Origin of the sequence: Paenibacillus sp. FSL L8-0340 (assembly GCF_038593145.1) — a bacterium.
In the GTDB taxonomy this organism is placed as follows: domain Bacteria; phylum Bacillota; class Bacilli; order Paenibacillales; family Paenibacillaceae; genus Paenibacillus_AQ.
On record NZ_CP151967.1, the window covers coordinates 5,259,184 to 5,284,857 of the forward strand.

At 47.7% G+C, this 25,674-nt stretch carries 20 protein-coding genes; 11 read left to right on the plus strand and 9 right to left on the minus strand.

Annotated elements, in window-relative coordinates; genetic code table 11:
• The first annotated feature begins 109 nt into the window (after positions 1 to 109).
• Complete coding sequence (locus NST07_RS24095) at positions 110 to 328, plus strand: hypothetical protein (RefSeq protein ID WP_038595062.1); 219 nt, start codon at positions 110 to 112, stop codon at positions 326 to 328.
• Positions 329 to 534: 206 nt separating this feature from the next.
• On the opposite strand, the gene NST07_RS24100 is transcribed toward NST07_RS24095, so the two are convergent.
• Positions 535 to 1,491: a pectinesterase family protein gene (locus NST07_RS24100; RefSeq protein ID WP_341379242.1), complete on the minus strand. Its 957-nt coding sequence runs from the start codon at positions 1,489 to 1,491 to the stop codon at positions 535 to 537.
• Positions 1,492 to 1,654: 163 nt separating this feature from the next.
• Here NST07_RS24100 and NST07_RS24105 point away from each other — a divergent pair, with 163 nt between their 5' ends.
• The 7 genes from NST07_RS24105 (at position 1,655) to NST07_RS24135 (ending at position 11,180) form a co-directional block, all read left to right on the plus strand.
• Entirely contained in the window at positions 1,655 to 2,650 is a 996-nt protein-coding gene (locus NST07_RS24105; protein WP_342480285.1) for a LacI family DNA-binding transcriptional regulator, read from the plus strand.
• Positions 2,651 to 2,810: 160 nt separating this feature from the next.
• Positions 2,811 to 4,226 carry a tagaturonate reductase gene (locus NST07_RS24110; protein ID WP_342480286.1) on the plus strand — a complete coding sequence of 472 codons (1,416 nt, stop codon included), beginning with the start codon at positions 2,811 to 2,813 and terminating at the stop codon, positions 4,224 to 4,226.
• Between the two features lie 135 nt (positions 4,227 to 4,361).
• A complete protein-coding gene (locus NST07_RS24115) occupies positions 4,362 to 5,849 on the plus strand; it encodes an altronate dehydratase family protein (RefSeq protein ID WP_341094897.1) in 1,488 nt (495 codons plus the stop codon).
• Positions 5,850 to 5,891: 42 nt separating this feature from the next.
• Positions 5,892 to 7,292 (plus strand): glucuronate isomerase, encoded by a 1,401-nt coding sequence (gene uxaC / locus NST07_RS24120; RefSeq protein WP_342480287.1) that lies wholly within the window; start codon positions 5,892 to 5,894, stop codon positions 7,290 to 7,292.
• A 71-nt stretch (positions 7,293 to 7,363) separates the two neighbouring features.
• Positions 7,364 to 8,068: a rhamnogalacturonan acetylesterase gene (locus NST07_RS24125; RefSeq protein ID WP_341379246.1), complete on the plus strand. Its 705-nt coding sequence runs from the start codon at positions 7,364 to 7,366 to the stop codon at positions 8,066 to 8,068.
• Positions 8,069 to 8,090: 22 nt separating this feature from the next.
• On the plus strand, positions 8,091 to 8,933 hold the full coding sequence (locus NST07_RS24130; RefSeq protein ID WP_341379247.1) for a sugar phosphate isomerase/epimerase: 843 nt from the start codon (positions 8,091 to 8,093) through the stop codon (positions 8,931 to 8,933).
• Between the two features lie 309 nt (positions 8,934 to 9,242).
• Positions 9,243 to 11,180 (plus strand): NAD(+) synthase, encoded by a 1,938-nt coding sequence (locus NST07_RS24135; RefSeq protein ID WP_342480288.1) that lies wholly within the window; start codon positions 9,243 to 9,245, stop codon positions 11,178 to 11,180.
• Between the two features lie 501 nt (positions 11,181 to 11,681).
• On the opposite strand, the gene NST07_RS24140 is transcribed toward NST07_RS24135, so the two are convergent.
• The 6 genes from NST07_RS24140 to NST07_RS24165 form a co-directional block, all read right to left on the minus strand.
• On the minus strand, positions 11,682 to 12,938 hold the full coding sequence (locus tag NST07_RS24140; protein ID WP_342480289.1) for a nucleoside permease: 1,257 nt from the start codon (positions 12,936 to 12,938) through the stop codon (positions 11,682 to 11,684).
• Between the two features lie 388 nt (positions 12,939 to 13,326).
• Positions 13,327 to 13,638 (minus strand): nucleoside transporter C-terminal domain-containing protein, encoded by a 312-nt coding sequence (locus tag NST07_RS24145; protein WP_342480290.1) that lies wholly within the window; start codon positions 13,636 to 13,638, stop codon positions 13,327 to 13,329.
• Positions 13,639 to 13,658: 20 nt separating this feature from the next.
• Positions 13,659 to 14,840, minus strand: a complete 1,182-nt coding sequence (deoB, locus tag NST07_RS24150; RefSeq protein WP_342480291.1) for a phosphopentomutase — start codon at positions 14,838 to 14,840, stop codon at positions 13,659 to 13,661.
• A 160-nt stretch (positions 14,841 to 15,000) separates the two neighbouring features.
• Entirely contained in the window at positions 15,001 to 15,462 is a 462-nt protein-coding gene (locus NST07_RS24155) for a nucleoside deaminase (RefSeq protein ID WP_341094911.1), read from the minus strand.
• A gap of 36 nt (positions 15,463 to 15,498) precedes the next feature.
• Complete coding sequence (locus NST07_RS24160; RefSeq protein ID WP_341094913.1) at positions 15,499 to 16,452, minus strand: DMT family transporter; 954 nt, start codon at positions 16,450 to 16,452, stop codon at positions 15,499 to 15,501.
• 2 nt (positions 16,453 to 16,454) lie between these two features.
• Positions 16,455 to 17,273 carry a purine-nucleoside phosphorylase gene (locus tag NST07_RS24165; RefSeq protein WP_341094915.1) on the minus strand — a complete coding sequence of 273 codons (819 nt, stop codon included), beginning with the start codon at positions 17,271 to 17,273 and terminating at the stop codon, positions 16,455 to 16,457.
• A gap of 360 nt (positions 17,274 to 17,633) precedes the next feature.
• On the opposite strand from NST07_RS24165, the gene NST07_RS24170 reads away from it, so the two are divergent.
• From NST07_RS24170 to NST07_RS24180, 3 genes are all read left to right on the plus strand, one after another.
• Positions 17,634 to 18,848: an ROK family protein gene (locus NST07_RS24170; RefSeq protein WP_341094918.1), complete on the plus strand. Its 1,215-nt coding sequence runs from the start codon at positions 17,634 to 17,636 to the stop codon at positions 18,846 to 18,848.
• A gap of 913 nt (positions 18,849 to 19,761) precedes the next feature.
• A complete protein-coding gene (locus NST07_RS24175) occupies positions 19,762 to 20,190 on the plus strand; it encodes a MarR family transcriptional regulator (RefSeq protein WP_341094920.1) in 429 nt (142 codons plus the stop codon).
• A 22-nt stretch (positions 20,191 to 20,212) separates the two neighbouring features.
• The gene (locus NST07_RS24180) at positions 20,213 to 21,835 is read left to right on the plus strand and encodes an MDR family MFS transporter (protein WP_342480292.1); all 1,623 of its coding nucleotides are present in this window, start codon (positions 20,213 to 20,215) and stop codon (positions 21,833 to 21,835) included.
• Positions 21,836 to 21,938: 103 nt separating this feature from the next.
• On the opposite strand, the gene NST07_RS24185 is transcribed toward NST07_RS24180, so the two are convergent.
• Positions 21,939 to 23,933, minus strand: coding sequence for a beta-galactosidase (locus tag NST07_RS24185; RefSeq protein ID WP_342480293.1), 1,995 nt, complete (start codon positions 23,931 to 23,933; stop codon positions 21,939 to 21,941).
• Positions 23,934 to 23,988: 55 nt separating this feature from the next.
• The gene (locus NST07_RS24190) at positions 23,989 to 25,665 is read right to left on the minus strand and encodes a hypothetical protein (RefSeq protein WP_341094926.1); all 1,677 of its coding nucleotides are present in this window, start codon (positions 25,663 to 25,665) and stop codon (positions 23,989 to 23,991) included.
• Between the last annotated feature and the right edge of the window lie 9 nt (positions 25,666 to 25,674).

Here is a 25,674-nt window from a genome sequence, read left to right on the forward strand (position 1 = left end):
AAATATTACAAATTAAATCCTATTTTCAAAAGTCACAGCCTGTCGTAAAATGATTGAAATGACTTTATGGAACGATTAAAATTCGAGCTGATAAACGGAGGAACGGGATATGCCGCAAACACTTGTTAAAAATGCCGATTTTTTTGTTGCTGCCTTGTCGCAGACCTTTGTGTCCGCACTGCAGCTTGACCCCGATGGAATGTACTCCCAGGTAGGCTTCGGGATTGTTGAGAAATTCTCCGAAGAGTATGTACGCTTAAAAAGATTCGACGGCTCCATCTCGCACTATGACAGGGATATTACGAAGTTTCAGCATAATAAGGCCTAACGCACCGCACATAAGCTTTATTTTAATTTCCCCTTTCAGGGCAATTCCCCTGCTTTTTCTAGTAAAACAATAGCTATCCGGATTTAAAGATGACCCCAACGCAAAAAAGCGGACACTTGAATTGACACGGTGTCCACTTTTTTATGCCCTTGCAGCGGGCTATGTTATCCCTGCATTTAAACAAATGTTCAAAATCGGGCAGGGAATTACACTTTCCAAAAATCCGTACCGGCAAAAACCTGCTCTTTGCCCGGCGCAGCTTCCCCCATGTCCGGCAAAATAGCCCAGCTTACACGCTGTTTTCTCAAAGGGTCACCCTTCGCCAAACCATATTCGCGGTAACGGACGGTCTCTTCATTGGCCGGATCCTCCCAGTTATTCCAACCGCTTGGATGAATATGCCCGCCCATACGGCAATTCACCATCTCGGTCTTGGCGTAGCCGCGCCAGGGACGGCCCAAATACACTTCATCCACATTCGGGTCAGCTGTCAGATAACAATCCTTGAACAGGTAGCCGTAAGGCTGGCCCGGCGGTGTGGAGCCTGCCGTAATGTAGCCAGGACCATCATTGTAGTGCCGCAGGCTGCGGATTTCGCAATGCTCGAAATAAGCCGTCGCACCGCCAAAAATAAAATCCACCGTACCTTCTATGTAGCAATGGGTATACAGCTGGCGGTAATGGTTATGCCGCTCTTTGAGGGGGATTCCTCTGAAAGCTCCCCCCTGTTTGTTCGCCGGAGGCAGCGGACCGGTAAACAGGGTATCCTGGTGCCCCTTTAAGATACAGTTGCGGAAGACCGTTTCGTCGCAATGTGCATATACTGCAAGTGCTTGCCCGATTTCACTGCCTTGCCCGGCCGTGTTGGATAGGGTCAGGTTTTCCAGCACCAGCCTGCTCCCACCCAGAAACAAGGTAGGAGTGGCAAAGGTGCCCTGTTCCTCTCCAGTCTCATCTTTCTGCCTTGCGTAACGGTTGTTGGTAATCTCAACTTGTCCGATGCCCCTGATCCTCAGGTCCGAACGATAGATCCGCACAGCCTCATCATAAATACCAGCCAGAATATACAACGTCTCCGTTTTACCTGAAGGCAGCCGTTCAAGCGCATCCACCGCCTCCTGGATCGAATGAAAATCGCAAAAGCCCTCTTTGCCCACCAGCATTTCATTTTCCTCCTCTTCCGTCCGCATGCAAATAAATTATAGCGCCCGGCAGCGTGTTCTGCCAGTATAAATTTTAACGTGTGCATTTCATAAATCGCTTGACTTGATCCCGTTCAGGAACTACACTGGAATCGTTAACAATTCTATTTCCCGGAGAGATATTATGATTACTATCAAAGATATTGCACGAGTTGCCGGCGTTTCCCATACCACCGTTTCCAGAGCACTAAACGGCAGCCCGCTAATCAAGAAAGTAACCCGGGACAAGATCGAGAAAATCGCCGCGGAAATGAATTATGTGCCGAACTACAGCGCCAAAAGTCTGGTTACCAAACGGTCCTTTACCATCGGGCTGTTCTTCTCCAGTATTGATCAGGGAACATCGACCAGCTTTCTGGTTGACGTCATTAAAGGGATCAGCCATGTACTGGATGAGAACTTTAACCTGACTGTAAACGGAATTGACGGCGTTCACAATTACGCCAACATTCAGCCGCAGCGCTTTGACGGTATTCTGGTCATGAGCCAGAGCGACGAGGATAACGCTTTTATCTACCATGTCAAAACAATGGGCATCCCGCTTGTGGTACTGAACCGCCAATTGGAGGATCCCGGCATTATGAACGTTGTAGCCAATGACCGCGAAGGTGTGAAGGAAGCGATCGACTATGCCGTAACACAAGGGCATCAGCGTTTTGCAATTATTGAAGGCAAACCCGGCTTCAAGTCCTCAACCGAACGCAAACAGGGCTTCATAGATAGCCTGATCGCCCGCCAGCTTCAGCTGAATTCAAGTTATTTTGCAGCCGGTGATTACAGCATTGAAAGCGGATATGCCGCAATGACAACACTGCTTGAGTTGCCTGATCCGCCTACGGCCGTCTTTTGCTCCAATGACGATATGGCTATCGGCGCCATGAATGCCTGCTATGCCCGTAAGGTCAGCATTCCGCAACAGATTTCACTCATCGGCTTCGACGATATTATGTTCGCCCGCTACACGAATCCGGCATTGACTACGGTCCGCAAGCCTATTGCCGATATCAGTGAGCTCGGCACCAAGATGCTGATTCAGCTCCTGCAGCAGCCGGAGACCAAACCCCAGCAGTTGTTCGTCAAGACTTCACTGGTCGTACGGGACACGGTCGCAGAAATTTAGGGATGTGGAAGGATCTGCCCGATATTTGCCCTGCCGGTCCAATGCGCTCCGGCAGAGCAAATACCGGGCCCCTGGTATGGTTTAAAAAAGAGCCTCTCTTTTTTAAAATAAAATGTTAACGTGTGCATATAACTATTTGAACTCAAAGGAGATCAAACTAATGTCGACAAACCGTTTATCCCGAAGCACTCATCCCCATCTGCCCCTGCATCCCGAACGGATGATTCAGTTCGGTGAAGGCAACTTTATGCGCGCCTTCGTAGACTGGCAGCTGCAGCAAATGAACAATCAAGGACTGTTTAACGGAAGTGCAGTGTTGGTTCAGCCGATCGAGCAGGGTCTTGGCGGGCTGATGGCCGCCCAGGATAACCTCTACACTGTACTGCTAAACGGAATCATGCAGCAGCAGCCGGTGAATTCACGCGAGATCATCTCCAGCGTCAGCCGGGTAATTAACCCCTATACCGATTATGAAGCTTATCTCGCTCTGGCTGAGGACGATGGGCTGGAATTCATCACTTCCAACACCACTGAAGCCGGGATTGCCTATCATCCGGGTGACCGCGCAGACGGTACGCCGCCGAAGAGTTTCCCGGCTAAGCTGACAGCACTTCTGCACCGGCGTTTTCAACTCGGTAAAAAAGGCTTCGTCATCATCCCTTGTGAGCTGATCGACCGCAACGGCGAGAAATTGCGGCAAATTGTACAGCAGTACGCTGCGGAATGGAACCTGGGTGAAACCTTCCTGCAATGGCTGGAACAGGAGAATACGTTCTGCTGCAGTCTGGTAGACCGGATTGTACCAGGGTATCCCCGCGATAAAGCCGCGGAGCTGGAGGCTGAACTCGGTTATCTCGACAACCTGATGGTGACTGCTGAACCGTTTCTATTCTGGGTCATTGAAGGTCCGGCATGGCTTGCAGAGAAGCTGCCGCTGGCGGAAGCCGGGCTGAATGTCGTGGTAACGGATGACATGACACCTTACCGTGAACGGAAGGTTCATCTGCTGAATGGACCTCATACGGCGATGGTGCCACTGGGCATGATGGCCGGCCTTGAGACGGTTGAGGATGTGATGAATGACGAAACCTTCTCCCGGTTTGTGCGGGAACTGATAGAGGAAGAACTGATCCCGATGCTGGATCTGCCGAAAGAGGAGCTTCTGCCTTATGCTGACGCTGTGCAGGAGCGGTTCAAGAACCCTTTTATCCGTCATGAGCTTACATCCATTTCCCTGAACAGCATCTCCAAATTCAAAACCCGGCTGCTCCCTGTGCTGCTTAAGTACCAGCAGGAGCGCGGCAAGCTGCCGGAGCTGATTACCCTCTCATTTGCCGGCCTGCTGCTCAGCTACCGCGGAGACCTTGTGGCGCGTCAGAACAGTCCGGAGGTGCTGGCCATTTTTGATGAAGCATGGAGCAATCCTGCCAACTTCGTTCAGGCGATATTGAAGGACGAGAGCCTGTGGGGCGAAGATTTGTCGCAGGTGCCGGGGCTGGCCGAGGTGCTTGCGTCCCATCTGCAGAAGCTGGAAAGCTCGGACAGCCGGGCTGCACTGGAGCAGTTTGTAAGCTGAGACTTCTACCCTTGGCAGGTAAATGAACGATAGGCGGACTAATAATCACAGCTTCTTCTAAAGGTTCCAAAGCAAGCTTTAGAAGAAGCTGATCAAGAAAGTTAATGAAATCACCATACTTTTAGGAGGGACAGCATGAAGCGTCTAATGAAAATGAATCCCCGGGATACGGTAGCTGTGGCGCTGCGCCCCATTTCCGCCGGAGAAGAGCTTGTTTTTGAAGGAATGACTCTTAAGGCAGTCCAGGACATCCCGCAGGGTCATAAAATGGCGTTGACCAGCTTTGCGGCGGATGACGTTATTACGAAATATGGTTATCCTATCGGCCACGCGATTGCTACGATTCAAGCGGGAGAATGGATTCACACGCATAACATCAAGACCAATCTGGCAGGTGAAGAAGAATATGAATACGTGCCCGATCTTCATCCGGTCACTTACCCTTCCCGTGATTTGACCTTTCAGGGCTACCGCCGGACAAACGGCAAGGTTGGTATCCGCAACGATCTGTTTATTATTCCCACAGTAGGCTGTGTGAACGGCATCGCTGAGCAAATGCTGCAGGAGTTCAAGGCTGAACATCCGGATATGGGCACCTTCGACAACTTTACCGTGCTTAAGCATCCTTACGGCTGCTCCCAGCTTGGCGATGACCACCGGATGACCCGCAGCATTCTGCTGGATGCCGTGAATCATCCCAACGCCGGGGGTGTGCTCGTCTTCGGACTCGGCTGCGAGAACAACATCGTCTCCGAGTTCCGCAGCATGCTGGGTGATTATGACGAGAAGCGGGTCAAATTCCTCGTCGCCCAGGAGGTGGGTAATGAAGTGGAAGCAGGTCTCACGCTGCTGGAGGAGTTGTATGAAGCAGCTAAGGATGATGCCCGTGAGACGGTTCCGCTCAGCGAGCTGAACATCGGGCTGAAATGCGGCGGCTCTGACGGATTCTCGGGCATTACCGCCAACCCGCTGCTGGGCGCTTTTTCCGATTTCATTATCTCCCAGGGCGGAACCTCGGTATTGACCGAAGTGCCTGAAATGTTCGGAGCAGAGAAAATGCTGATGGCCCGTGCGGAAAGCCGTGAGGTCTATGAAGATATCGTATCCCTGATCAATAACTTCAAGCAATACTTCCTCTCTTACGGGGAACCGGTCTATGAGAACCCTTCTCCCGGCAATAAAGCCGGAGGCATCAGCACGTTGGAAGACAAATCGCTGGGCTGTACCCAGAAGGCAGGAACGTCCCCTGTGGTGGATGTGCTGCAATACGGTGTAAAGCTGCGCAAAAAAGGGCTCAGCCTCCTGCAGGCGCCGGGCAACGATCTGGTGGCCGCATCTGCGCTGGCCGCATCGGACTGCCAGCTGGTATTGTTCACAACAGGCAGAGGAACCCCGTTCGGAAGCTTTGTGCCTACGGTTAAGGTTGCAACCAACAATGAGCTTTTCGCCAAAAAAGGCCATTGGATGGATTTCAACGCTGGTCCGCTGCTGGAGGTTCCGATGGCCGATGTGCTTGAGGAGTTTATCGGCTATATTATCGATGTTGCCAGCGGCCAAAAAACACGGAATGAGCAAAACGAAGTGCGCGAGCTGGCTATTTTCAAAACTGGAGTCACGCTATAATACCCTATTTCCATTCCAAATCCATGCAAAGGGAGCGTCATTATGTTTTTAAACGATGATTTTCTATTAACAACCGATACCGCACGGCTTCTGTTCCATCAACATGCCAAAGCTATGCCCATTATTGATTACCACTGCCATCTCGATCCAAAAGAAATTTATGAAGACCGTGCATTCAGCAACCTGACCGAGGCCTGGCTCTACGGAGATCATTACAAATGGCGGCTGATGCGTGCCAACGGGGTTCCGGAATCGCATATTACCGGAGATGCCTCGGATTATGACAAGTTTCTGGCCTGGGCCCGGACCGTACCGCAAGCCGTAGGCAATCCGCTGTACAGCTGGACTCACCTGGAGCTGCGCCGTTTTTTCGGTATCCATGAATTGCTAAACGAAACGTCTGCCCCGGCCATCTGGGAGGAAGTCAACCGCAAGCTTGCGGAACCGGCCTTCTCGCGCCGTGGACTGATCCGCAGCTCCAGAGTCAAGACCATCTGCACTACCGATGATCCGGCTGATACGCTGGAGTACCACCGGCTGTTAAAAGATTCGGAGACGGCCTTCAAGGTATTCCCTACCTTCCGTCCTGACAAGGCGCTGAACATTGACGCGGAAGGATTCCCGGTCTGGATCAAGCGGCTGGAAGAAGCATCCGGCTTAAGCGTGGTGTCGTATGCTTCGCTGCTGGACGCACTGAGAAACCGGGTAGAATTCTTCCATGAGAACGGCTGCCGCCTGTCCGACCATGCACTGGATGTGTTGCGCTACCGTGCAGGTGAGCCTGCTGATGCCGAAGCCATCTTCGCCAAGCGGCTGGAGGGCGGAATCCTCTCTCCGGACGAAATCACACTCTACCGCACGGAGCTGCTGTCGGCTTTAATCGGGTTCTATCACGATAAAGGCTGGACGATGCAGCTGCATCTGCACGCCTTCCGCAACAATAATACACCAATGTTCCGGAAGCTGGGACCGGATACCGGTTATGACGGCCTGAATGACCTGCCGCTGACCGAAGCGTTGTCTAAGCTGCTCGACCGCGCAGAATGCGGGACCGGCCTGCCGAAGACGATTCTTTATTCACTGAATCCGGGCGATTATCCCGCCCTGCTGGCCTTGATGGGCTGCTATCAAAAGGACACGCCGGGCAAACTCCAGCTTGGTTCCGGCTGGTGGTACAACGACACCCGCAGCGGAATGCGCGAGCAGCTGACACTGCTTGCGGACAACAGCCTGCTGGGCAATTTTGTCGGCATGCTGACAGATTCCCGCAGCTTCCTCTCCTACACCCGCCACGAATATTTCCGCCGTGTGCTGTGCGGGCTGATCGGTGAACTGGCCGAGCGCGGTGAAGCGCCGGATGACGAAATGCTGCTGGGTCAACTGGTGGAGAATATCGCGTATAACAACGCTGCCGGATTCTTCGGTTTTCCAACCGGGGAATAAAGAAAGCAGACGCAATCTACTCTGCAAGAGCTGGCGCAAAAACACTAATATGTAATGAAGGAGAATACTTCATGCCGACACTATTTATCGCCGGTGACTCCACCGCAGCGCAGAAAGGTGCGGACCAGAAGCCGATGACCGGCTGGGGAGAATACCTCCAGGGCCATTTCGGCCCGGAAATCACCGTGGACAACCGCGCAATTAACGGGCGGAGCACCAAATCATATCTCGAGCAAGGACGGCTCGCGGATATTGAACAGGATTTCCAGCCCGGTGATTTTCTGCTGATCCAATTTGGCCACAATGACGAGAAGCAGGAGGATCCGGCCCGCTATACCGATCCCGGCAAGGACTACCGCCTCAATCTGATCACGTTTATTGATTCAGCCCGCAGCCGCGGCGGTTTCCCTGTTCTGCTGACCTCTGTCAGCCGCCGCCGCTTCACTCCGCAGGGCGATCCCGATCCTCTGGCGGTGGGAGCTTACCCGCAGGCGATGCGTGAAGTGGCGAAGCTTACCGGCACACCTCTGCTTGATATCTTCGCTTCTTCCCAGCAGCTCTACCGGAAGCTCGGTATTGAGGGGTCCAGGCATTTATTTATGCATCTGCCCAAGAACGGGCATCCCAATTATCCGGAAGGGATTACGGATGATACCCATTTCTCTAATGAAGGGGCCAAACAAGTAGCAGAGCTGATAGCAGAAGCAATCCGCCATTCTGCAGGCTTGCCCACCCTTATTCAACACATGCAACCATTGCAACAGAACCGGATTTAACTAAGAAAAGGGGATGTACCCTATGTCCGCACCGCTTCATCTTGGCATCCGCGCCCATGATTTTGCCCGGCTTCCTTTGCCGGAGCTGATCGCCAAGCTGGATCAATACCGCTTTAAGCATATTCAGTTTGCGGTACACAAATCTTTTCCCGAAAGCGTCCCCTCTCTGGCGGCATTAAGCCCGGGAACGGCGGCATACTTTGGCGAAGCGTTCCGGCAAGCCGGGGTCCGGATTGCCGTTCTCGGCTGTTATGTGAATATCATTGATCCCGATCCCGGCAAAAGGGCGCAGGCGCTAGATGATTTCAGCACCCACCTTCGCCTGGCACGTGATTTCGGAGCCAGCCTGGTAGGCACAGAAACTGGCAGCGTAGGCAAGGGCTATACAACGGATAACTTTACGGAGGAAGCCTTTCAGGAGGTAGTCGTTTCGGTCAAGGCAATGGTGGCGGAAGCGGAACGTTTCGGCGTAACGGTAGGCATCGAGGCAGGCCAGAATCATCCTCTGCACTCTGCGAAGCTGACGAGGCGGCTGCTGGATCTGATTCCCTCCAATAATCTGCAGATCATTCTGGACTGCGCGAATCTGATGTCGCCCGATAATTACCGGCAGCAGGAAGGTGTCATTACCGAAGCACTTGAGCTGCTTGGGGACAGAATCGCGGTGATTCATCTGAAGGATTTCACGGTCGAAGACGGCAGGATCGTTATTGTTCCTGTCGGTCAGGGGCAGCTGCAGTTTGCCCCCATTCTACATTATATGAAATATAACCGCCCGCATATTCAGGGCCTTCTGGAGAGCACCTCCGAACCCCATCTGCGGGAAAGTGTAGATTTCCTGCAGCGGTTATACAGCGAAGTCTAGCGAAATGCTTCACCTCTTAGGATGATGCAAAACACATTTCAGGACCAGTTTACCGCGTCTAATATGCCGAATGATCCCAGAATATATAATCTGAAATCATCCGGCGCTGCACTTGAATGCCCGGGCTCTCTGGAGTTCCGGGCATTTTTATGTAACGACGCACAGTTCTACTTTAACCATGCTGCTGCGACACCGTCCCCGCCCCGCTGCGCGTAATCTATAACTCATGAAACTGCCGCTTGTTACTGATGGGGAATCATGGGTACAATTACTAGAAACGCGTTATTATAAAAAGGATAGGTGAAACCAATGCATCATTACGGATTCGCGCGGGTGGCTGCCGCTTCCCCGGAACTGCGGGTGGCTGACTGCGAGTTTAATGCAGCACAAATTATTGAGGTGATCAAGCAGGCGGACGAGAAACAGGTAGAGTACCTGGTGCTGCCCGAGCTTTGCATCACCGGTTATACCTGCGCAGATTTATTCCTGCAGCCCGTGCTGCTGGATGCGGCTCTGAAGAGCCTTCATAGCATTGCCGCCGCAAGTACCGGACTTCACATGGTAGTCATTGCCGGGCTGCCCATTGCCATTAAGGGACGGCTGTTCAACTGTGCCGCCGTCATCCAGCAGGGGAATATTTTGGGCATTGTGCCCAAAACCTGTATTCCCGGCTACAGTGAGTTCTATGAACCGCGCTGGTTTGCAGGTGCCGAAGAGCTTGAGATCACAGAGCTGCGTCTCGGGGAAATCACCGTTCCCATCGGCAATGATCTTATTTTCGCATGTGAAGCGAACAGCAATTTGTCCTTTGGCGTTGAAATCTGTGAGGACTTGTGGGTTCCCGTTCCACCGAGCAGTCTGCTGGCTCAAGCCGGCGCTGTGCTGCTGTTTAACCCTTCAGCCAGCAACGAGCTGGTAGGCAAAGCAGACTACCGCCGCCAGCTTGTCTCCAGCCAGTCCGCCTCCTGCGTGGCAGGTTATGTCTACGCCGGCTGCAATGCCGGCGAATCCACAACCGATGTCGTATTCGGCGGCCATTCCCTGATCGCTGAGAATGGTCTGACACTTGCGGAATCGGAGCGTTTTACCCATGAGACCCGGATCATCATCGCCGATATCGACATCCCGAAAATCCAGTATTCCCGCGCGGTCATGGGTACCTTCCGTGCCGGAAAGGGCGGCCGCAATTATCGTGAGGTGCTGTATGCTGAGCCTGCCCTCCTTAACAGTGAACGGAAACTGGTTCGTACCGTCGGCGTTAATCCTTTTGTTCCCGGCAATCCGCTTCAGCGCGACGAACGCTGCCGTGAGATCCTCTCCATCCAGACCTCCGGCCTGATGAAAAGAATCCGCCATATCGGCACCAAGCAGGCCGTTATCGGCATTTCCGGCGGCCTGGACAGCACGCTTGCGCTGCTGGTGGCCGTACGGGCCATGGAGCTGCTCGGCCGCCCGGCAAGCGACGTCCTCGCCGTTACGATGCCGGGCTTCGGCACCACGAACCGGACCTATGATAATGCTGTCGGCCTGATTAAAGCGCTTGGAGCTTCACTTAAGGTTGCCGATATCAAGGCTGCCTGTCTGCAGCACTTCGAGGACATCGGCCATGACAAGGATGTTCATGACTTGACCTATGAAAATGTACAAGCCAGAGAACGGACACAAATCCTGATGGATTTGGCTAACAAAAACGGCGGCATCGTCATCGGCACCGGCGACTTGTCCGAGCTGGCGCTTGGATGGTGTACCTATAACGGGGACCATATGTCGATGTACAGTGTCAACTCAGGCATTCCGAAGACACTGATCCAGTACGTCGTTGCCTGGTACGCGGATCACGAAGCGGACGAGACGGTGAACAAACTGCTCTACAGCGTTATTGAAACGGGGATCAGCCCAGAGCTGCTGCCGCCTTCGAAGACAGGGGAAATTGTCCAATTGACCGAAAATATACTCGGTCCTTATGTTGTGCATGATTTCTTCCTCTATTATATGCTCCGCACCGGCGCTTCCCCCGGCAAAATCCTGTACCTCGCCCAACATGCCTTCGGCGATGGCTATACCCGGGAACAGCTGGTCGGGTGGCTGAAAGTATTCATCACCCGTTTCTTCACCCAACAGTTCAAACGCTCCTGCCTGCCGGACGGCCCGAAGGTCGGGACCGTCAGTCTTTCACCGCGCGGCGACTGGCGGATGCCAAGCGACGCTTCCGCCGCGCTCTGGCTGCGGGAAGTAGAGGAATTGTAGAGATACAGGCTTATGAACAAAAAAGAGCATCCGCTGCGCTGGCGGATGCTCCTTTTGTTCTATTGTCCGGCGAATGCTTCCTTGATCCGGTTGTATTCTTCCTTTGTTATAGCCAGCACAGCCGAAATCCGTATCACCAAGTTCAATCATTCTCTGATCGGACCAGTTCACAAGATCATCCGATTCCCACAAGGAGAGGCAATTATTCCTTTACTTAGAATTTGTAATAATTTGATCATTCATTTCAGATGTCGGCACATGGATAGCGGTTAATTCCCCCCCGCCCGGACGGTCCGTCTTTATGGCATCGCCTGGACGCTGGAGTATGCTTGAAGGGGAAATCACCGTGCAGGCTCTTGTCCTAAACATTGAAACGTCTGAACAATTATTGGCAGTTTACCTCCCGTTCTTTAGTGTCTGCTCTGACGCCAGTATAGCTCTAGACATGTTTTTCGCTAGTCTGTCTTTATAACAGATGTTTGGTAGCTGCTTGTAAAGTAATTAATGACTGTCAGTTACATCCTTCATAGCATTCCGATCATGCTTATATTTAAAACTAACAGAAAAAATAATTGCCAGTACGAGTGTGTATGCCCCAAAAACTAACCATATATTGTGCCAATCCTTTACGCCGTCTACTGTGAAGTAATCTACAACTTTTCCACTTACAATAGCTCCTACAGAGGCTCCTATTCCATCTACCATGGCTAGAAATAAACCTTGTGCGCTTGCACGCATACGAGGATTAACTTCCTTTTCCACGAAAATAGCTCCAGAGACGTTAAAGAAATCAAAGGCACACCCGTACACAATCATGGATAACAGGAGGAGTGTGAAGCCAAATCCAGATGGGCCACCATACGCGAAAAATACAAAACGTAATGTCCAAGCAACCATACTAATGAGCATAACTTTTTTAATTCCAAAGTTCCGCAAGAAGAATGGAATGGCAAGAATAAAAAATACTTCAGAAATCTGTGATATTGATAATAGAATGGATGGATACTGTACCACGAGACTATCTTTAAAAACAGGATTCAACCCGAAATCATGTAAAAATGGGTTGCCGAATGTATTGGTTATTTGCAGTGCAACACCTAGAAGTGTTGAGAATAGAAAAAATATAAGCATTCTTTTCTGTTTGAATAACACAAACGCATCTAAGCCAAAAAGACTAATCCATGACTTGTCTCTTTTCTCATTAGATGTTGGACAATCAGGCAGCGTAAGTGAGTATAGAGCTAGCAAAAGCGAAATACTTGCAGCTATATATAATTGAATGTTGCTTAATTCAAGTCCATTGAGGCTAACTAACCACATTGCAGATATGAAACCAATGGTTCCAAACACCCGAACTGGCGGAAAATCTTTCACTGTATCCAGCCCTGCTTTTTCAAGCGCAACATATGATATAACATTTGTCAAAGCACTGGTAGGCATGTACACTACCGAATTAAAAAATATTACCCAAAACATTGTCGTTGGATCTGAAACTTGTGCTGCGATAAATAAAGAAATCGCTCCTAGACCATGAAAAATTAAATATAGTCTGTAAGCTTTGATCCAGCGATCCGCAATAATCCCGGCCAAGCTTGGCATAATAATGGCCGCTAACCCTTTTGCGCTATAAACTAATCCAACTTGAGCACCTGTAAAATGTAATGTGTTTATCATATAGGAACCTAAGGTAACAAGCCAAGATCCCCAAATAAAGAACTGAAAGAAATTCATAATTCTAAGTCTTGTTTTCATTGTCATTTTAATGTCTCCTTTTGAGCTCAACTTGTTGCTTGTTTTTTTCTTAACCAATGTACTTTGGATTTTTGTAAGGGGTTACACATTCATTCAAGAAATTCTATAAGGGTTTTAATATTAAATCGAGCACGGCTTAAAGCAAAAGTTCTTAATGTATTTACAATAGTTAAACTCCCCCTTGATGCTCCTCAAAGTAATAAAACTATTAGTTTTGATATCCATATTCTATCCGGCAAGACTCACAATGTAAAGAACTAATTTTCATTTATATAAAAAGAATAAAGATATAACTTTATTTCTATTAAATATTCTATAATTTAACTCCATCTTTTTATATAAATATAATATTACTATAATATTTTGAGTAATATGTGCAAACCAAATAGGCCAGCTAGTGTGTACTAGCTAAGCCTTTAAAAAGTAATAGGATCCCGATCGATGAGAAATTAGCAAAGGATATCAAATATGCTACAATTCCTATTGTTTTTTGAGATAAATCAGGCATAAGCTTCACAAAGTCAAGCATAGCTAATAGACCGATATACGTGATTAACATTGCTCCAACTATCAGAGCTGTTTTTCCACCAAGTATAGCTCCGTTGCCTATGGCCTCGAATAAAGACTTTTCCGGAGCCATCTCTTTAACATCGATGTCACATTCCTCTTTACTTTTCCCTGGGCATACAATAGATGATAAAATCAAGCCCTGTGATCTTTGTAAAGTTACATTAGATCCCGAATAAAGCTGCTGCCGTGCTTCGGCATTTTGACTCCGAAATTTTCAGCTACCGAAGCTCCAATATCTGCAAATGTATTGCGAACAGACAGTTCTCTGCCTTCTAAAAACGCCTTGGAATAAATGAGTAACGGGACATACTCGCGAGTGTGATCTGTCCCATGATGAATCGGATCATTGCCATGATCCGCAGTCAAAATAAGCAAATCTTTCTCTGTGAGATTGTCTAACAGTTCTGGCAGCCGAGCATCAAACTCTTCAAGTGCATTACCATAGCCTTCTGGGTCACGTCGGTGACCATAAAGAGCATCGAAGTCAACCAAATTCAAGAAAGACAAACCGGTGAAATCCTTCTTTGCTACTTGAATGAACTTGTCCATCCCGTCCATGTTGGATACGGTCCGAATAGTCTCGGTGACGCCCTCTCCGTCATAAATATCTGAAATTTTCCCTATAGCTATGACATCAAAGTTAGCATCCTTCAACTCATTCATGACTGTCCTGGAAAAAGGCTTCAATGCATAATCATGTCGATTAGCTGTACGTCTAAACGTCCCCATTTCTCCAATAAAAGGTCTAGCTATGATGCGACCAACCATATACTCAGTGCTTTTAGTTAATTCACGTACGATCTCACAGATACGGTATAATTCATCCAATGGTACGATATCTTCGTGGGCAGCAATTTGCAAAACGGAGTCCGCTGATGTATAGACAATCAAAGCTCCTGTTTTCATGTGCTCTTCCCCTAGCTCTTCTAATATTTCAGTGCCGCTTGCAGGTTTATTTCCAATGATTTTTCTACCGGACTCCCTCTCAAGATAATCAATCAATGGAGCAGGAAACCCATTTGGAAATACCTGAAACGGCTTGTCAACAATTAGACCCATAATTTCCCAATGTCCTGTCATCGTATCTTTACCGTTAGATGCTTCCTGCATTTTGGTCCAATAAGCCAATGGATGGTCCGCCTTAGGTACACCTTTTATTTCTTTAATGTTTGATAAACCAAGCGCAGCCAAATTGGGCATATTCAATCCGTTTCTTCTTTCTGCAATATGTCCTAATGTGTCTGCGCCCTCGTCCCCAAAGGAAGCTGCATCTGGTGCTTCTCCGATACCAACTGAATCTAGAACAATTATGTGAATTCGTTGAAATTTATTATTCATATGTCAATCTCACCTTTCCACTCTCAGCCTTGTATTATAGTCAAATTATTAGTAATTAGATTCTAAGCAGGAACACAACACACATAAAAGAGGACAGCTTCACTTTAGAGTGAAGTTGCCCAATGAATTCATAAAGTTCCCATCTTATTAAATATCTTATTTAATGAGAAAATTTGTATCCATCAAATACTTTTAAACCTTCTTCGTTGAGCACTTGTTCTACCAGTTCAGGTCTTTGAGGGCTTTTTTCAAACACTTCATTACAAGCGATCATAATGTTGCTCCCAGCGATTTCAGCTAACTGATCATGTGATACGCTATATACTATTTTGCCCAGGTTAGACCACACCATGGCACCCGAACACATTACACAAGGTTCACAACTTGTATACAAAGTGTATTCGTTTAAATCAAATATATTGTTGTCAGAACAAAATTTCCGGATTAAACCGATTTCTGCATGATGTGTTGGATCACAAAATGTATTAATTTTATTTTCCCCAACCATTACGATCTCCTCTCCTTTGACCAAAATTGCACCAAAAGGCTCATTTCCCTCTTCTCGGGATTGTAGGGCAACTTCAATTGCCTTTTTCATAAAGATTTCATCTTTGTTTATCATTCCAAATTCCTCCCTAATCAATAATTATTAACTTGCTTAAAACGTCTTAACGCTTAAGGTGTCCTTTTTGTTTTTCTTCAGTAATCCAGGTAATGATACTCCAATTAGGATTAGGACGATCCCTACATATTGCGGAACACCAATGTGCTCATTCAGGACGAAGACAGACATTAGTAAGGCTGTTGGAAGCTCCATAGCCCCCAATATTGATGCTATTCCAGATCCCACTAACGGAACACCTTTCGAGAACAGTAGTGTGGAAAGAAAAGGGCCGACAAAAGCTAAAACAAAACCATATTGAACGGCCAGTTGTAATAGAAGCTTTCCGTCTGTCAAAAACGTTGGAGGTAAAATGACCGAACAAACGATCAGACCTCCGGTAGTCATGAAAGCTGTCTTCATAATCGGATTTGCTTGAACGGCGACCTTACCACTAACAAGCATAAAAATGGAATAGGATAATGCTGCAAGCAGACCAAACAAAAAGCCAAGCCAATGAACGGCAGAAATTCCAGTCGAATAAATATTCGTTGCACTTATCGTTCCGATAAGTAAAGGAATAATTGATAGTAGCTTTCCTTTTTCAGGAATTCTTCTATTGAAAATTGCCTCAAGTAACACACCGATCCATGTAAACTGAAAAAGGAGTACGATAGCCAATGAAGCTGAAATATATTGAAGTGAGAGATAATAAAACATTCCTGTAAGTCCCGTTGTAGACCCTACAGTCATTAATAAAAGCAGTTCCCTTTTACTTGGCGTTACAAACCTCTTCTGTTTTGTACTCTCCCTGCCTTTAGTAAAAAACACTCCGCCCCATAATAATATCGATCCTAATAAGAGTTGTATTCCAACAACGTCATTAACGATAAAACCATCTTTGTAGGCTAATTTCACAAAGGTAGATAATAAACCATAACAAATCGCACCTAATATGACATATATATACCCTTTCATAACCCCGCCTTTTTCTTCATCTGATTTTATCATTACTAAACCTTCTCTATAATTCCCTTAACTAAAGCAATGAAACTTTCTCTTACCATAGCGGCTACCTCAATAACTTCGTTATGACTTAGAGGCTGATCTAGAATTCCACAAGCCATGTTGGTTAAACAGGAGATTCCTAGGACCTTCATGTTCGAGTGAACAGCTACGATGGCTTCCGGTACAGTCGACATACCAACGGCATCTGCGCCTAATGTACGAATCATGCGAATTTCAGCTGGTGTTTCATAAGCCGGACCACTCCACCAGGAGTATACGCCTTCACGTAAAGTTGTATTTTGCGCTTTTGCAACTTCCGTAGCAATTTGTCGCAATTCAGCATTGTACACTTGGGAAAGATCAGGAAAACGAGTACCTAAGTCGTTATTATTTGGTCCAATCAATGGATTCGTACCTACCAAATTGAGGTGATCCGTAATCAACATCAACTCACCCGGTTTAAAATTATTATTGACAGCACCGCACGCATTGGTGATAAGAAGGTTTTCAACTCCTAGCGCCTTCATTACACGAACAGGGAAAGTTACTTCGTCCAAAGTAAAACCTTCATAATAATGAAAGCGTCCTTTCATCGCAACCACAGTTTTCCCCTTTAGCTCCCCAATAACTAATTCATTCGCATGCCCTACTGCTTCTGATTTTGCAAAGTAAGGAATTTCACTATAGGGAATTGTGAAAGGGTTTGCAATTTCATCAGCTAATGTACCCAATCCCGATCCCAAAATCATCCCAACTGTTGGACGATACGAGGTCTTACTTAAGATAAAATCTCTAGCTTCCTGAATATTTTTCGTTTTTTGCATGTTGTATTCCTCCTAAATTTATGGTGCTATAAAATGCTTAACGCACATTTCAAATTTCTTACTACAGAACTTTCTGTAGTTAATTCTAATGGCTTATTCTCTATTTGTAAACAACTATTTATCATTTATATAAAAAGTATATTATTTTCAATTGGATATCCTCTATTTAACCCGTCTTTTTTTCAAACTTTAATCATAAAAGTGATTAATGCAATATGCTATTTAAATCAGTTTTATTTAATGGTTGTGATTTTGTAGAATAATAATTAAATGAAGTGGAACTATGATTAAAAAAGTTGGATAATAAACTATATCTGTTTTGATTGGTTTCCTATAGATCACAGATCAAGGAGAAAAAAAATGCTAAATAAATTTGAGGACTTATCCTCACCTAAAGCAAAAAATTTGAAGCTGTTATATAGCTTAGTACGTAGATTGGGTCCTGTAACCATTAATACATTAACTGAACATACTGGGTTTAAACATGTAACTTGTGGTCGTTTACTGGAAGAGCTCGTTGAGGAAGGTCTTATCTATGATAGTGGGATTGGAAAATCAAGTGGTGGACGTAAACCTCTAGCCTATGTTATTAAGCAAGATTCGAATTATTTAGTTGGTGTAGAACTAACAAGTCTATTTACTACGATCTTACTCCTTGATTTAAAGCTTAATATCATAAGCGTTGAAAAATTAAAAATGACGTCTGAATTCACTGGAGAATTTACATTAAACTATATTGCAACATGCGTTGATAGCTTATTGGCTCAGAATCAGATTCCTAAAGAGAATTTATTAGGTATTGGAATTGGAGTGTTGGATTCGTTCAACCCTGACATGGGGGTTATTTCGCACCCTCAGCACTTTCCTGCAGGTGGATGGGATCTGAATATTGTTGACTACTTAAAAAACAAAATGGATATTCCTGTTTTCTTAGAAAACGGAACCAACTTAGCTGCTCTTGCTGAATATCGAATGAACTATTGGAAGGAGACGGACAACTTAGTGTTTGTATCCAGTGATATCGGAATTAGGTGTGGTACGATCTCACAAGGAAAATTAGTCAGTAGTAAACGTGAAGTGGAGGATACCTTTGGGCATATCATTATTGATATCCATGGTCGGCGTTGCTCATGTGGTTCATATGGATGTCTTCAAGCTTACAGTAGTTTACCAGCTATTCGCGAGGAGATGGTTCGGCTCATAAAACGCGGCAAACCTTCCATGCTTTCACATGAAGTAAATGATGTTGAAGATATTGATCTATTTCATATATTGCATGCTTTAGAACAAAACGATGAGCTCTGTTTATCTGTGGTAGAAGATGCTGCTTATTATTTTGGGATTGGCCTTAGTAATCTTATTTTTTTATTGCGTCCTGAAATTGTCGTTTTTGGAGGTACACTAGTGCCGAAACCGCGTTTTTTTGATGTCGCTGCTAAAACTGCACAGGACCGTATAAGTTCTCATCCAAATACTAAAGTCGAAATAATTAAATCAACAGCAGCCTATAACATTGTGGCTCAGGGGGCTGGTTGTATGGTATTGGATTATTTCACTGAAGAAATACCTGTATAAATAAGGATTCAGGTTCCTATCTACGTGATAGGAACCTGAATCCTTTAACATTTCAATTCATATTACCTAGTTTGGAAGAAGTGCATTCACATGATTATTCTTCAGCAGAAAAAGAAGCATGTAAAGAAAATGGGGATCGGTAAGTTGCTCGTCATAAAGGGTACAAACTGTTAGTCATGATTTCAACCTTTCTTCAACCCATTAGATTAGAGAACTTTGGTTTAACCAAGCTGAGTTTTCATAACTGTGTACTCCTGGCGAACAGGACAGAGGAAACACCTTGTAAATGTTAAGCAGCCAGCCACCGAAGTTCGGCGACTGGCTGCTTAGGTTGGACTGAATTCTTGAAGGTAATTGATTACTTGAAGGTTTTTACCAACCGGTGCTTTGTATACAAAAAGACCACCCGACAACACTTTGATCGGTAATTCTAAGTGATTTTGATGAAATGTCCGCAGGCCCTTCGAGAATCCATAACACCATCCACAGTAAGCATCCCACATTGGCAAGATCTTTAGCTCTCGCAATAGAATGAAGGTACACCGAAGAAATTCATGATGACTTGAAGGTGACGATGCCACAGGAACAGCATCAATATAAGCTTTCATCACCGAAGATATGAAAAATTCCAAAAAGGCGTGACGAACACATATTTATCTATGCTTTACCTACAGCAAAGCTATAAGATGCGGACTCCACTAGGGGATGTGCGGTAAAAAAAATTACTTTCCTCCTTTCCCTTCTCTCAAGTTTTTAAGTTCAATCTATATAGCTTGTTGTCTTGACGGGATAAAAAAAGGGTGATATATTGATTCACAGCTTAATAATTTAGTATTTAACTATTTATCAATTAATGATTAAACGCTAAATTAACTTGTCCGCGTTTTTCCATACAGCTTACGGAGGTGAAGTTTTGTCCGATCACAATGATTTTTTTGAAATCTCTACCATGTTCAAAACGTTACTGAAAGGAATGGCTCATGGTTGGAATAAACAAGGCTTTGCCCTTAGCCTGACCCAATTCAAGGCTTTGCATTTTCTGTCCAAGGAAGGCCCGATGATGGTATCCCAGCTGGCCGCTGCGCTTAACATGACCCCTGCGGCAATCACAGGTGTTACAGACTCGCTGCTTGCTGAAGGTTACGTCGGGAAGGAACGGGCGGCTGACGATCGGAGAGTGGTTAATATTACACTGACGAAGGAAGGGGAAGCTGCAATCGAGGAGGCGCATAATAAACAAAAGGAGATCATGGGCTCCTACTTCAGCATCTTGCCTGATGAGGATATCGCACATTTAAGAAGAATTTTTGGAGTATTAATTTCGGAATTAGACAAAAAATAAAAAAACGGTGGGGAAAAAATCAATGGAACATTTATCTGATAAGCGCAAGCTTACCATTATGATCGCCATTATGGCAGCTATGCTGTTTGCCGCGATCAATCAGACGATTACCAGCACGGCTATGCCGCGCATTATCGCGATCCTGGACGGTATGGATTACTATACCTGGACGATCAATATTTACATGCTGACTTCAACAATCGCCACGGTGCTTGTCGGCAAGCTGTCCGACATGTTCGGCCGCAAGCCCTTTCTGCTGGCAGGGATTCTGATATTTATGGTCGGAGCTTTTCTGACCGGTACTTCGGATGATGTGTATCAGTTCATCATCTACCGTGGGATTCAAGGGGTGGGCGCCGGTATTATCCAGTCCACCGCATTCACAGCTGTAGGCGACCTGTTCCCTCCGCGTGAACGCGGCAAATGGATGGGCCTAATGACGGCCGTCTTCGGCTTCTCCAGTGTACTTGGACCGACACTCGGCGGTTATCTTGTTGACCATATGGATTGGCACTGGCTCTTCTGGATCTTCCTGCCGCTCGGCTTTGTTGCTTTTGCGCTGATCCTGGCCCTGTTCCCGAAAGCCAAACGCGGAGAGTCTACAAGCATCGACTATCTCGGCTCACTGTTCCTGACGACGACCATTGTTCCGCTGCTGCTGGCCTTCTCTTGGGCAGGTACAGAATATGATTGGGGTTCATCCCAAATTCTTGGCCTGTTAGCCGGATCCATTGTTTCGTTGCTTATCTTTCTGTTCACCGAAACCCGAGCGAAGAATCCGATTCTGCCGCTTCATTTATTTAAAAACAGTGTAGTTACGATTTCCAACCTGATCGGGTTCATTATGAACTTCAGCATGATGGGCGCGATGATTTATCTCTCGTTCTTCGTGCAGGGTGTGCTCGGTATCTCCGCCACTTACGCCGGTTATGTCACAATGCCGATGTCGATCGTTATGGTGGTTGCCAGTACCTTTACCGGTCAGATGATCGCCAAAAAAGGAAAATACAAACGTTATGCCTTGATCGGCGTACCGGTTATGATTGCCGGCATGGCAATTATGGTATTCATGAACAATGTGCCAATGGCAGTCCTGAGTATGATCGTATTCGGCCTCGGTCTTGGTCTGGGTATGCCTGTATTCTCGCTGGCTACGCAAAATGCAGTTTCCCATACGGAGCTGGGTGCAGTTACCGCTTCGTCTCAGCTGTTCCGTAACCTCGGCGGCACCATCGGTATCGCAGTGATGGGGACTGTTATGTCGAACAATCTTACGAAACATCTCAAGGAAGCCCTGCAGTCTTCCTCGGCAGCGGACTTCTCTCAGCTGGATCCGGCAGTGACCCAGCAAATGACGGCCTTCGCCAATCCGCAGGCACTGATGAACAAGCCGCTGCTTGAGCAGACACAAGCCAGCCTGCCAGCCGATGCCCAGCCGATCTTCGTACAGATGATTGACAGCATCCGTGACGCTCTGGGCCAGACATTGTCCACCGTGTTCCTGACAGGGACCATCGTACTGGTTGTCGCCTTTATTCTGGTCTTCTTCCTGAAGGAGCTGCCTCTCCGCACTTCGAACAAGGCTCCTGCCGAAGGGGAAGCGGAAGGCTTGAATCCTTCCAAGCTTACGGTAGAAAAAGCTTAAGTATAATGGATTAAATCACATTCTAATATTCTAAATAAAGGGCAATCCGGGGTCATTGTGACCATGGATTGCCCTTTTAGTGTAATTAGTTAGGATTGTGCCGTCAGAATCCTGTTTTGGGTATCTCTGCAGGAAGTACATTATAGGGTTCAACAAGGCCGGTCCGCACCGGATACATCTGCTCATGGGCCTGTTTCGCTGCCTGTACAAAATGTTCATACGGCCGGTTGCAGACATCCACCACGCCGATCCCGTAATTCTCCCCGTCAAAACGCCCCAGCACCGGCTGATCATTCCACTGAAAATAATGCACCCCGATCAGCTGCGGAATGGCTGCAGCCTGCTCGACATAATAGCGGTAGGCACTGCCGCGCTCCTCCCGGGTTGCCACTGCGCGTATGCCGTAAGCCAGCATGCCGCCGTCCGCTGCGCCGAAGTGATATTCTCCGATCATGACCGGCTTGCCCAGCCGCTCGCTGATATACATGATCTGTTCCCGGTCAGGAGCGAACTGGTAGCAGTTCAGCGAGAAGACATCAAACCACTCGCAGCCCTCCAGCACATCGTCGCTGCTTACCCAGGCATAACGCATGCCCAGATTGAGATGATTCGGGTCCGCCTGCTTGCATAAGCGTGCCGGAATCTCCACATACCGCCGGATCATCATCCGGTTGAATTGTGCGTAGTCCGCTTCCCTTCCAGAATGATCCGAGGCTGCCGTATCGTGCGGTGTGTACAACTGTTCAAAACTGGCGTAGCTGCTGGCCCACGCCTCATTCAGCTGCTCTACAGTCCCATACTTCTCGCCCAGCCACTGGATGAACCGCTCCTTGCTGACATAACGGACCGGTGATTTCAGCATCAGCTGCGTTAAATTCAGACTGTCCACGAATGCCCAATGCGGCTCATTGCGCATGAAATAGCCGATCATCCGCCGATCTCCGCGCAGCGGAACCAGCTGCTTCGCGAATTCCTCTGCATTCTGCTCATACTCCCGGCTGAACACGTCGGGGAAATCGCGGAAGATCGTCTGCTCCGTCGCCGGAAAATCAGACAGCGGATACACATAGGGAAGCTCCGAGCCTTTGATAAATCCGTCATCGGACCAATTGCCGATCGTATTGAATCCCCACTGTCTCAGCCGGTATTCGGTCAGCTCCGTCCAGGCGGACCGCCACTCCGACCCGAAGGTTGTGATCAGATTGGCGATCCCGAAGCTGAATTCCTGCCCAGCCTGTGACCAGGCCTCATGATAGCTCCCTTCCCGCCCCGGCAGCTGCGGGATCAAATGCTCCATGCCGGTTACGTGCATGGGAGAAGCCGGACCGGCACAGTCCATTCCCGTACTGAACAGGGCATAGCCGTCCGGATCGGCAAACCACCAGTTGCTGCCGTCAAATTCCGTCCGGAAATAGCCGGTCGCCTGAAATGCAAGTCCCTTCCAGCCTCCGTACCGGCCGAGACCGTTCCCGCTAAAATCAGCCGCAGCTGCAAGCTGCCGTTCTAAATGCAGCCCTTCGCTCAACTCCGCCTGATTGGCCGTCTTCCCCTGCCAATCTCTGCCTTTCAGCTGGCCCAGCCCATCAATATAAGGGTGGTAATCGTAGGTGAAATCCGGCTCGGCTCCACTGAGGGACAATCCGCTAATCTCCACACTCCGGCTTGTCGTTGAAGGAATGGTCGCGATGGAGAACCCGGCAATCCGCTTCCGGTCGACCCTCGCATCTCCGCGGAGCACGGTCTGCATCACACCCGGATAACGGTCAAGGAACAGCTTCTCCCCGTTCAGATGCTTCAGCGGCAAACAGATCACCGTTCTGACGCCCGGCAAAATGCCAGTATGATAGGTGATCATACGGCTGTCCTGATCACGGAAACTGAATAGCAGCACCAGTACATCATGTGAATCGTGATACACCTCTGCATTCATAAACTCGTATTCCTGCCATACAGAACTGTCCAGGCTGCCCGGCAGAAGCTCCATCCCCCCGCCCTCGGGCGTAGTGTTCAACCGGAAGCCGCCGGACGGAGTCGCAGATACTCGTGAATCATGTTCAGCTTGAAACCATTCATTGGAGAATGGGATCGTAAGGTTCATAAGTAAATCCTCTTTTCTCAGAAATAAATGATTTCATTAATTTCCCATAATCGGCTTATTTCAGGCCCATATTGGACATTACATCGACTTTGCTGGCATTAGTGTACCAATCGTTCACTTCTTCTGTAATTTGCGTGCCGCCTTTGTCATGCCATTGCTTAACAAAGGTGTCGTAAGCTTCAAGCGGTTCTTTGCTGTAAATGATCTTTGTGAAGGTTTCCTTCTCCATGGTGTTCAGCTGTTCCCACGAAGTTTGCATCGTTTTGGTCGGCGGTCCGTTGAAGGCGTTAGGAAGCAGCACATCTCTGTTCTCATAAGAAATAACATATCCGTCTTTGGCGGTTGCATCATTGGCTGCCGATCTCATCAGAACCCCATTATCCGGCTTCGCACCTTGCGCAAGATCATAGAACGATTTGCCCGGGCCGTCAACGCTTGGCGTATTCTTGGTAAAGGACATCTTGCCTACACCTTGGGCAGCATCCATGGGCGTGTTGAATTTCTTGGAATCAAAGACTACTTCGCCGTTTACGGTATCATAATCATAACCTTCGGCATATCCGTACTTGAAGTCACCCGTGCCAAATGCCGCATCGTACAGCTTGTCGTAGTACAGGAAGAAAGCTTCCATATTGTTAAAATCCTTATTGAACATGAACACTCCGTCATTCTGTTGACCGGATTGATAGGTCTTATCTCCGCTGACACCGCTGATCGTGGGATAAGCACTGATTTTGGCACCTTGAACGTTGGTTTCAACATCCTTTACACTGCCGTACAGCCAAGGCCGGCCAATAATAATGCCTGCTTTGCCTTCGGTAAAGTCAGCCAGTGCATCCCATGCGCCCTGTGTAGCCAATTCCTTGTTCAGATACCCTTTCGAATACCAGTCGCGGAGTTTGGCAAGCGCATCCTTGGTTCCTTCGGCAACCGACCCGTAAGTGAGCTTACCGTCCTCGCTATACCATTGGCCCGGAAGATGCTTGCCGGTGTAGGCGCTGAAGATCATCACGGAGTCACTGACCCAGCCTGTGTTGTAAGAATCCTTACCGGAGAAATCAAATCCGTAGGTATCCTGTTTGCCATTGCCGTCGGGATCATCATTCGTAAAGGCAGCAATCACTTTTTCAAACTCATCGAGGGTTGTCGGTGCCTTTAAGTTCAGCTTATCCAGCCAGTCCTGACGGATGAGCATCACTTGGCCTTCCGTCAAATTAGGTGCAATCGGCATGCCGTACACCTTGCCGTCCTGTATGACCGGATTGAAGGCCGTCGGGTATTCCTTATAAATCTCTTTCAGCCGCTCAGGCATATATTTGCTGATGTCCTCTGTAATATCTTTGACCAGCCCGGACTGAATCAGGTCATTCTCAAGCGAGGTGTCATAGACAGGCAGAACATCCGGGAGTTTCTCGGAGCCGGTGAGCGCGAGCCGCAGCTTGGTGTTATACTGGGTCGCATCGCCGCCGAGCAGCGTAGTCTCGATCTGGATGCCGAGATGCTCTTTACCCCAGCGGGTCAGGACATTGTCATTCAGGCTTTCGCCGTTGATGTATTTTCCGGCATTTTCATCCTGCTGCTTCGCAATGCTGATCGTAATCGGAGGATCATATTTCCCGTCCTTAAGCGTTGCTTCCGCAGCGGAGCTTGATCCCTTATTATCCGAGCCGCAGCCCGCCAGCAATCCAGTCATCAGTAAAGCGGCGGAGAGTAAAACACCTGTTTTTTTCATTGAGTAGGC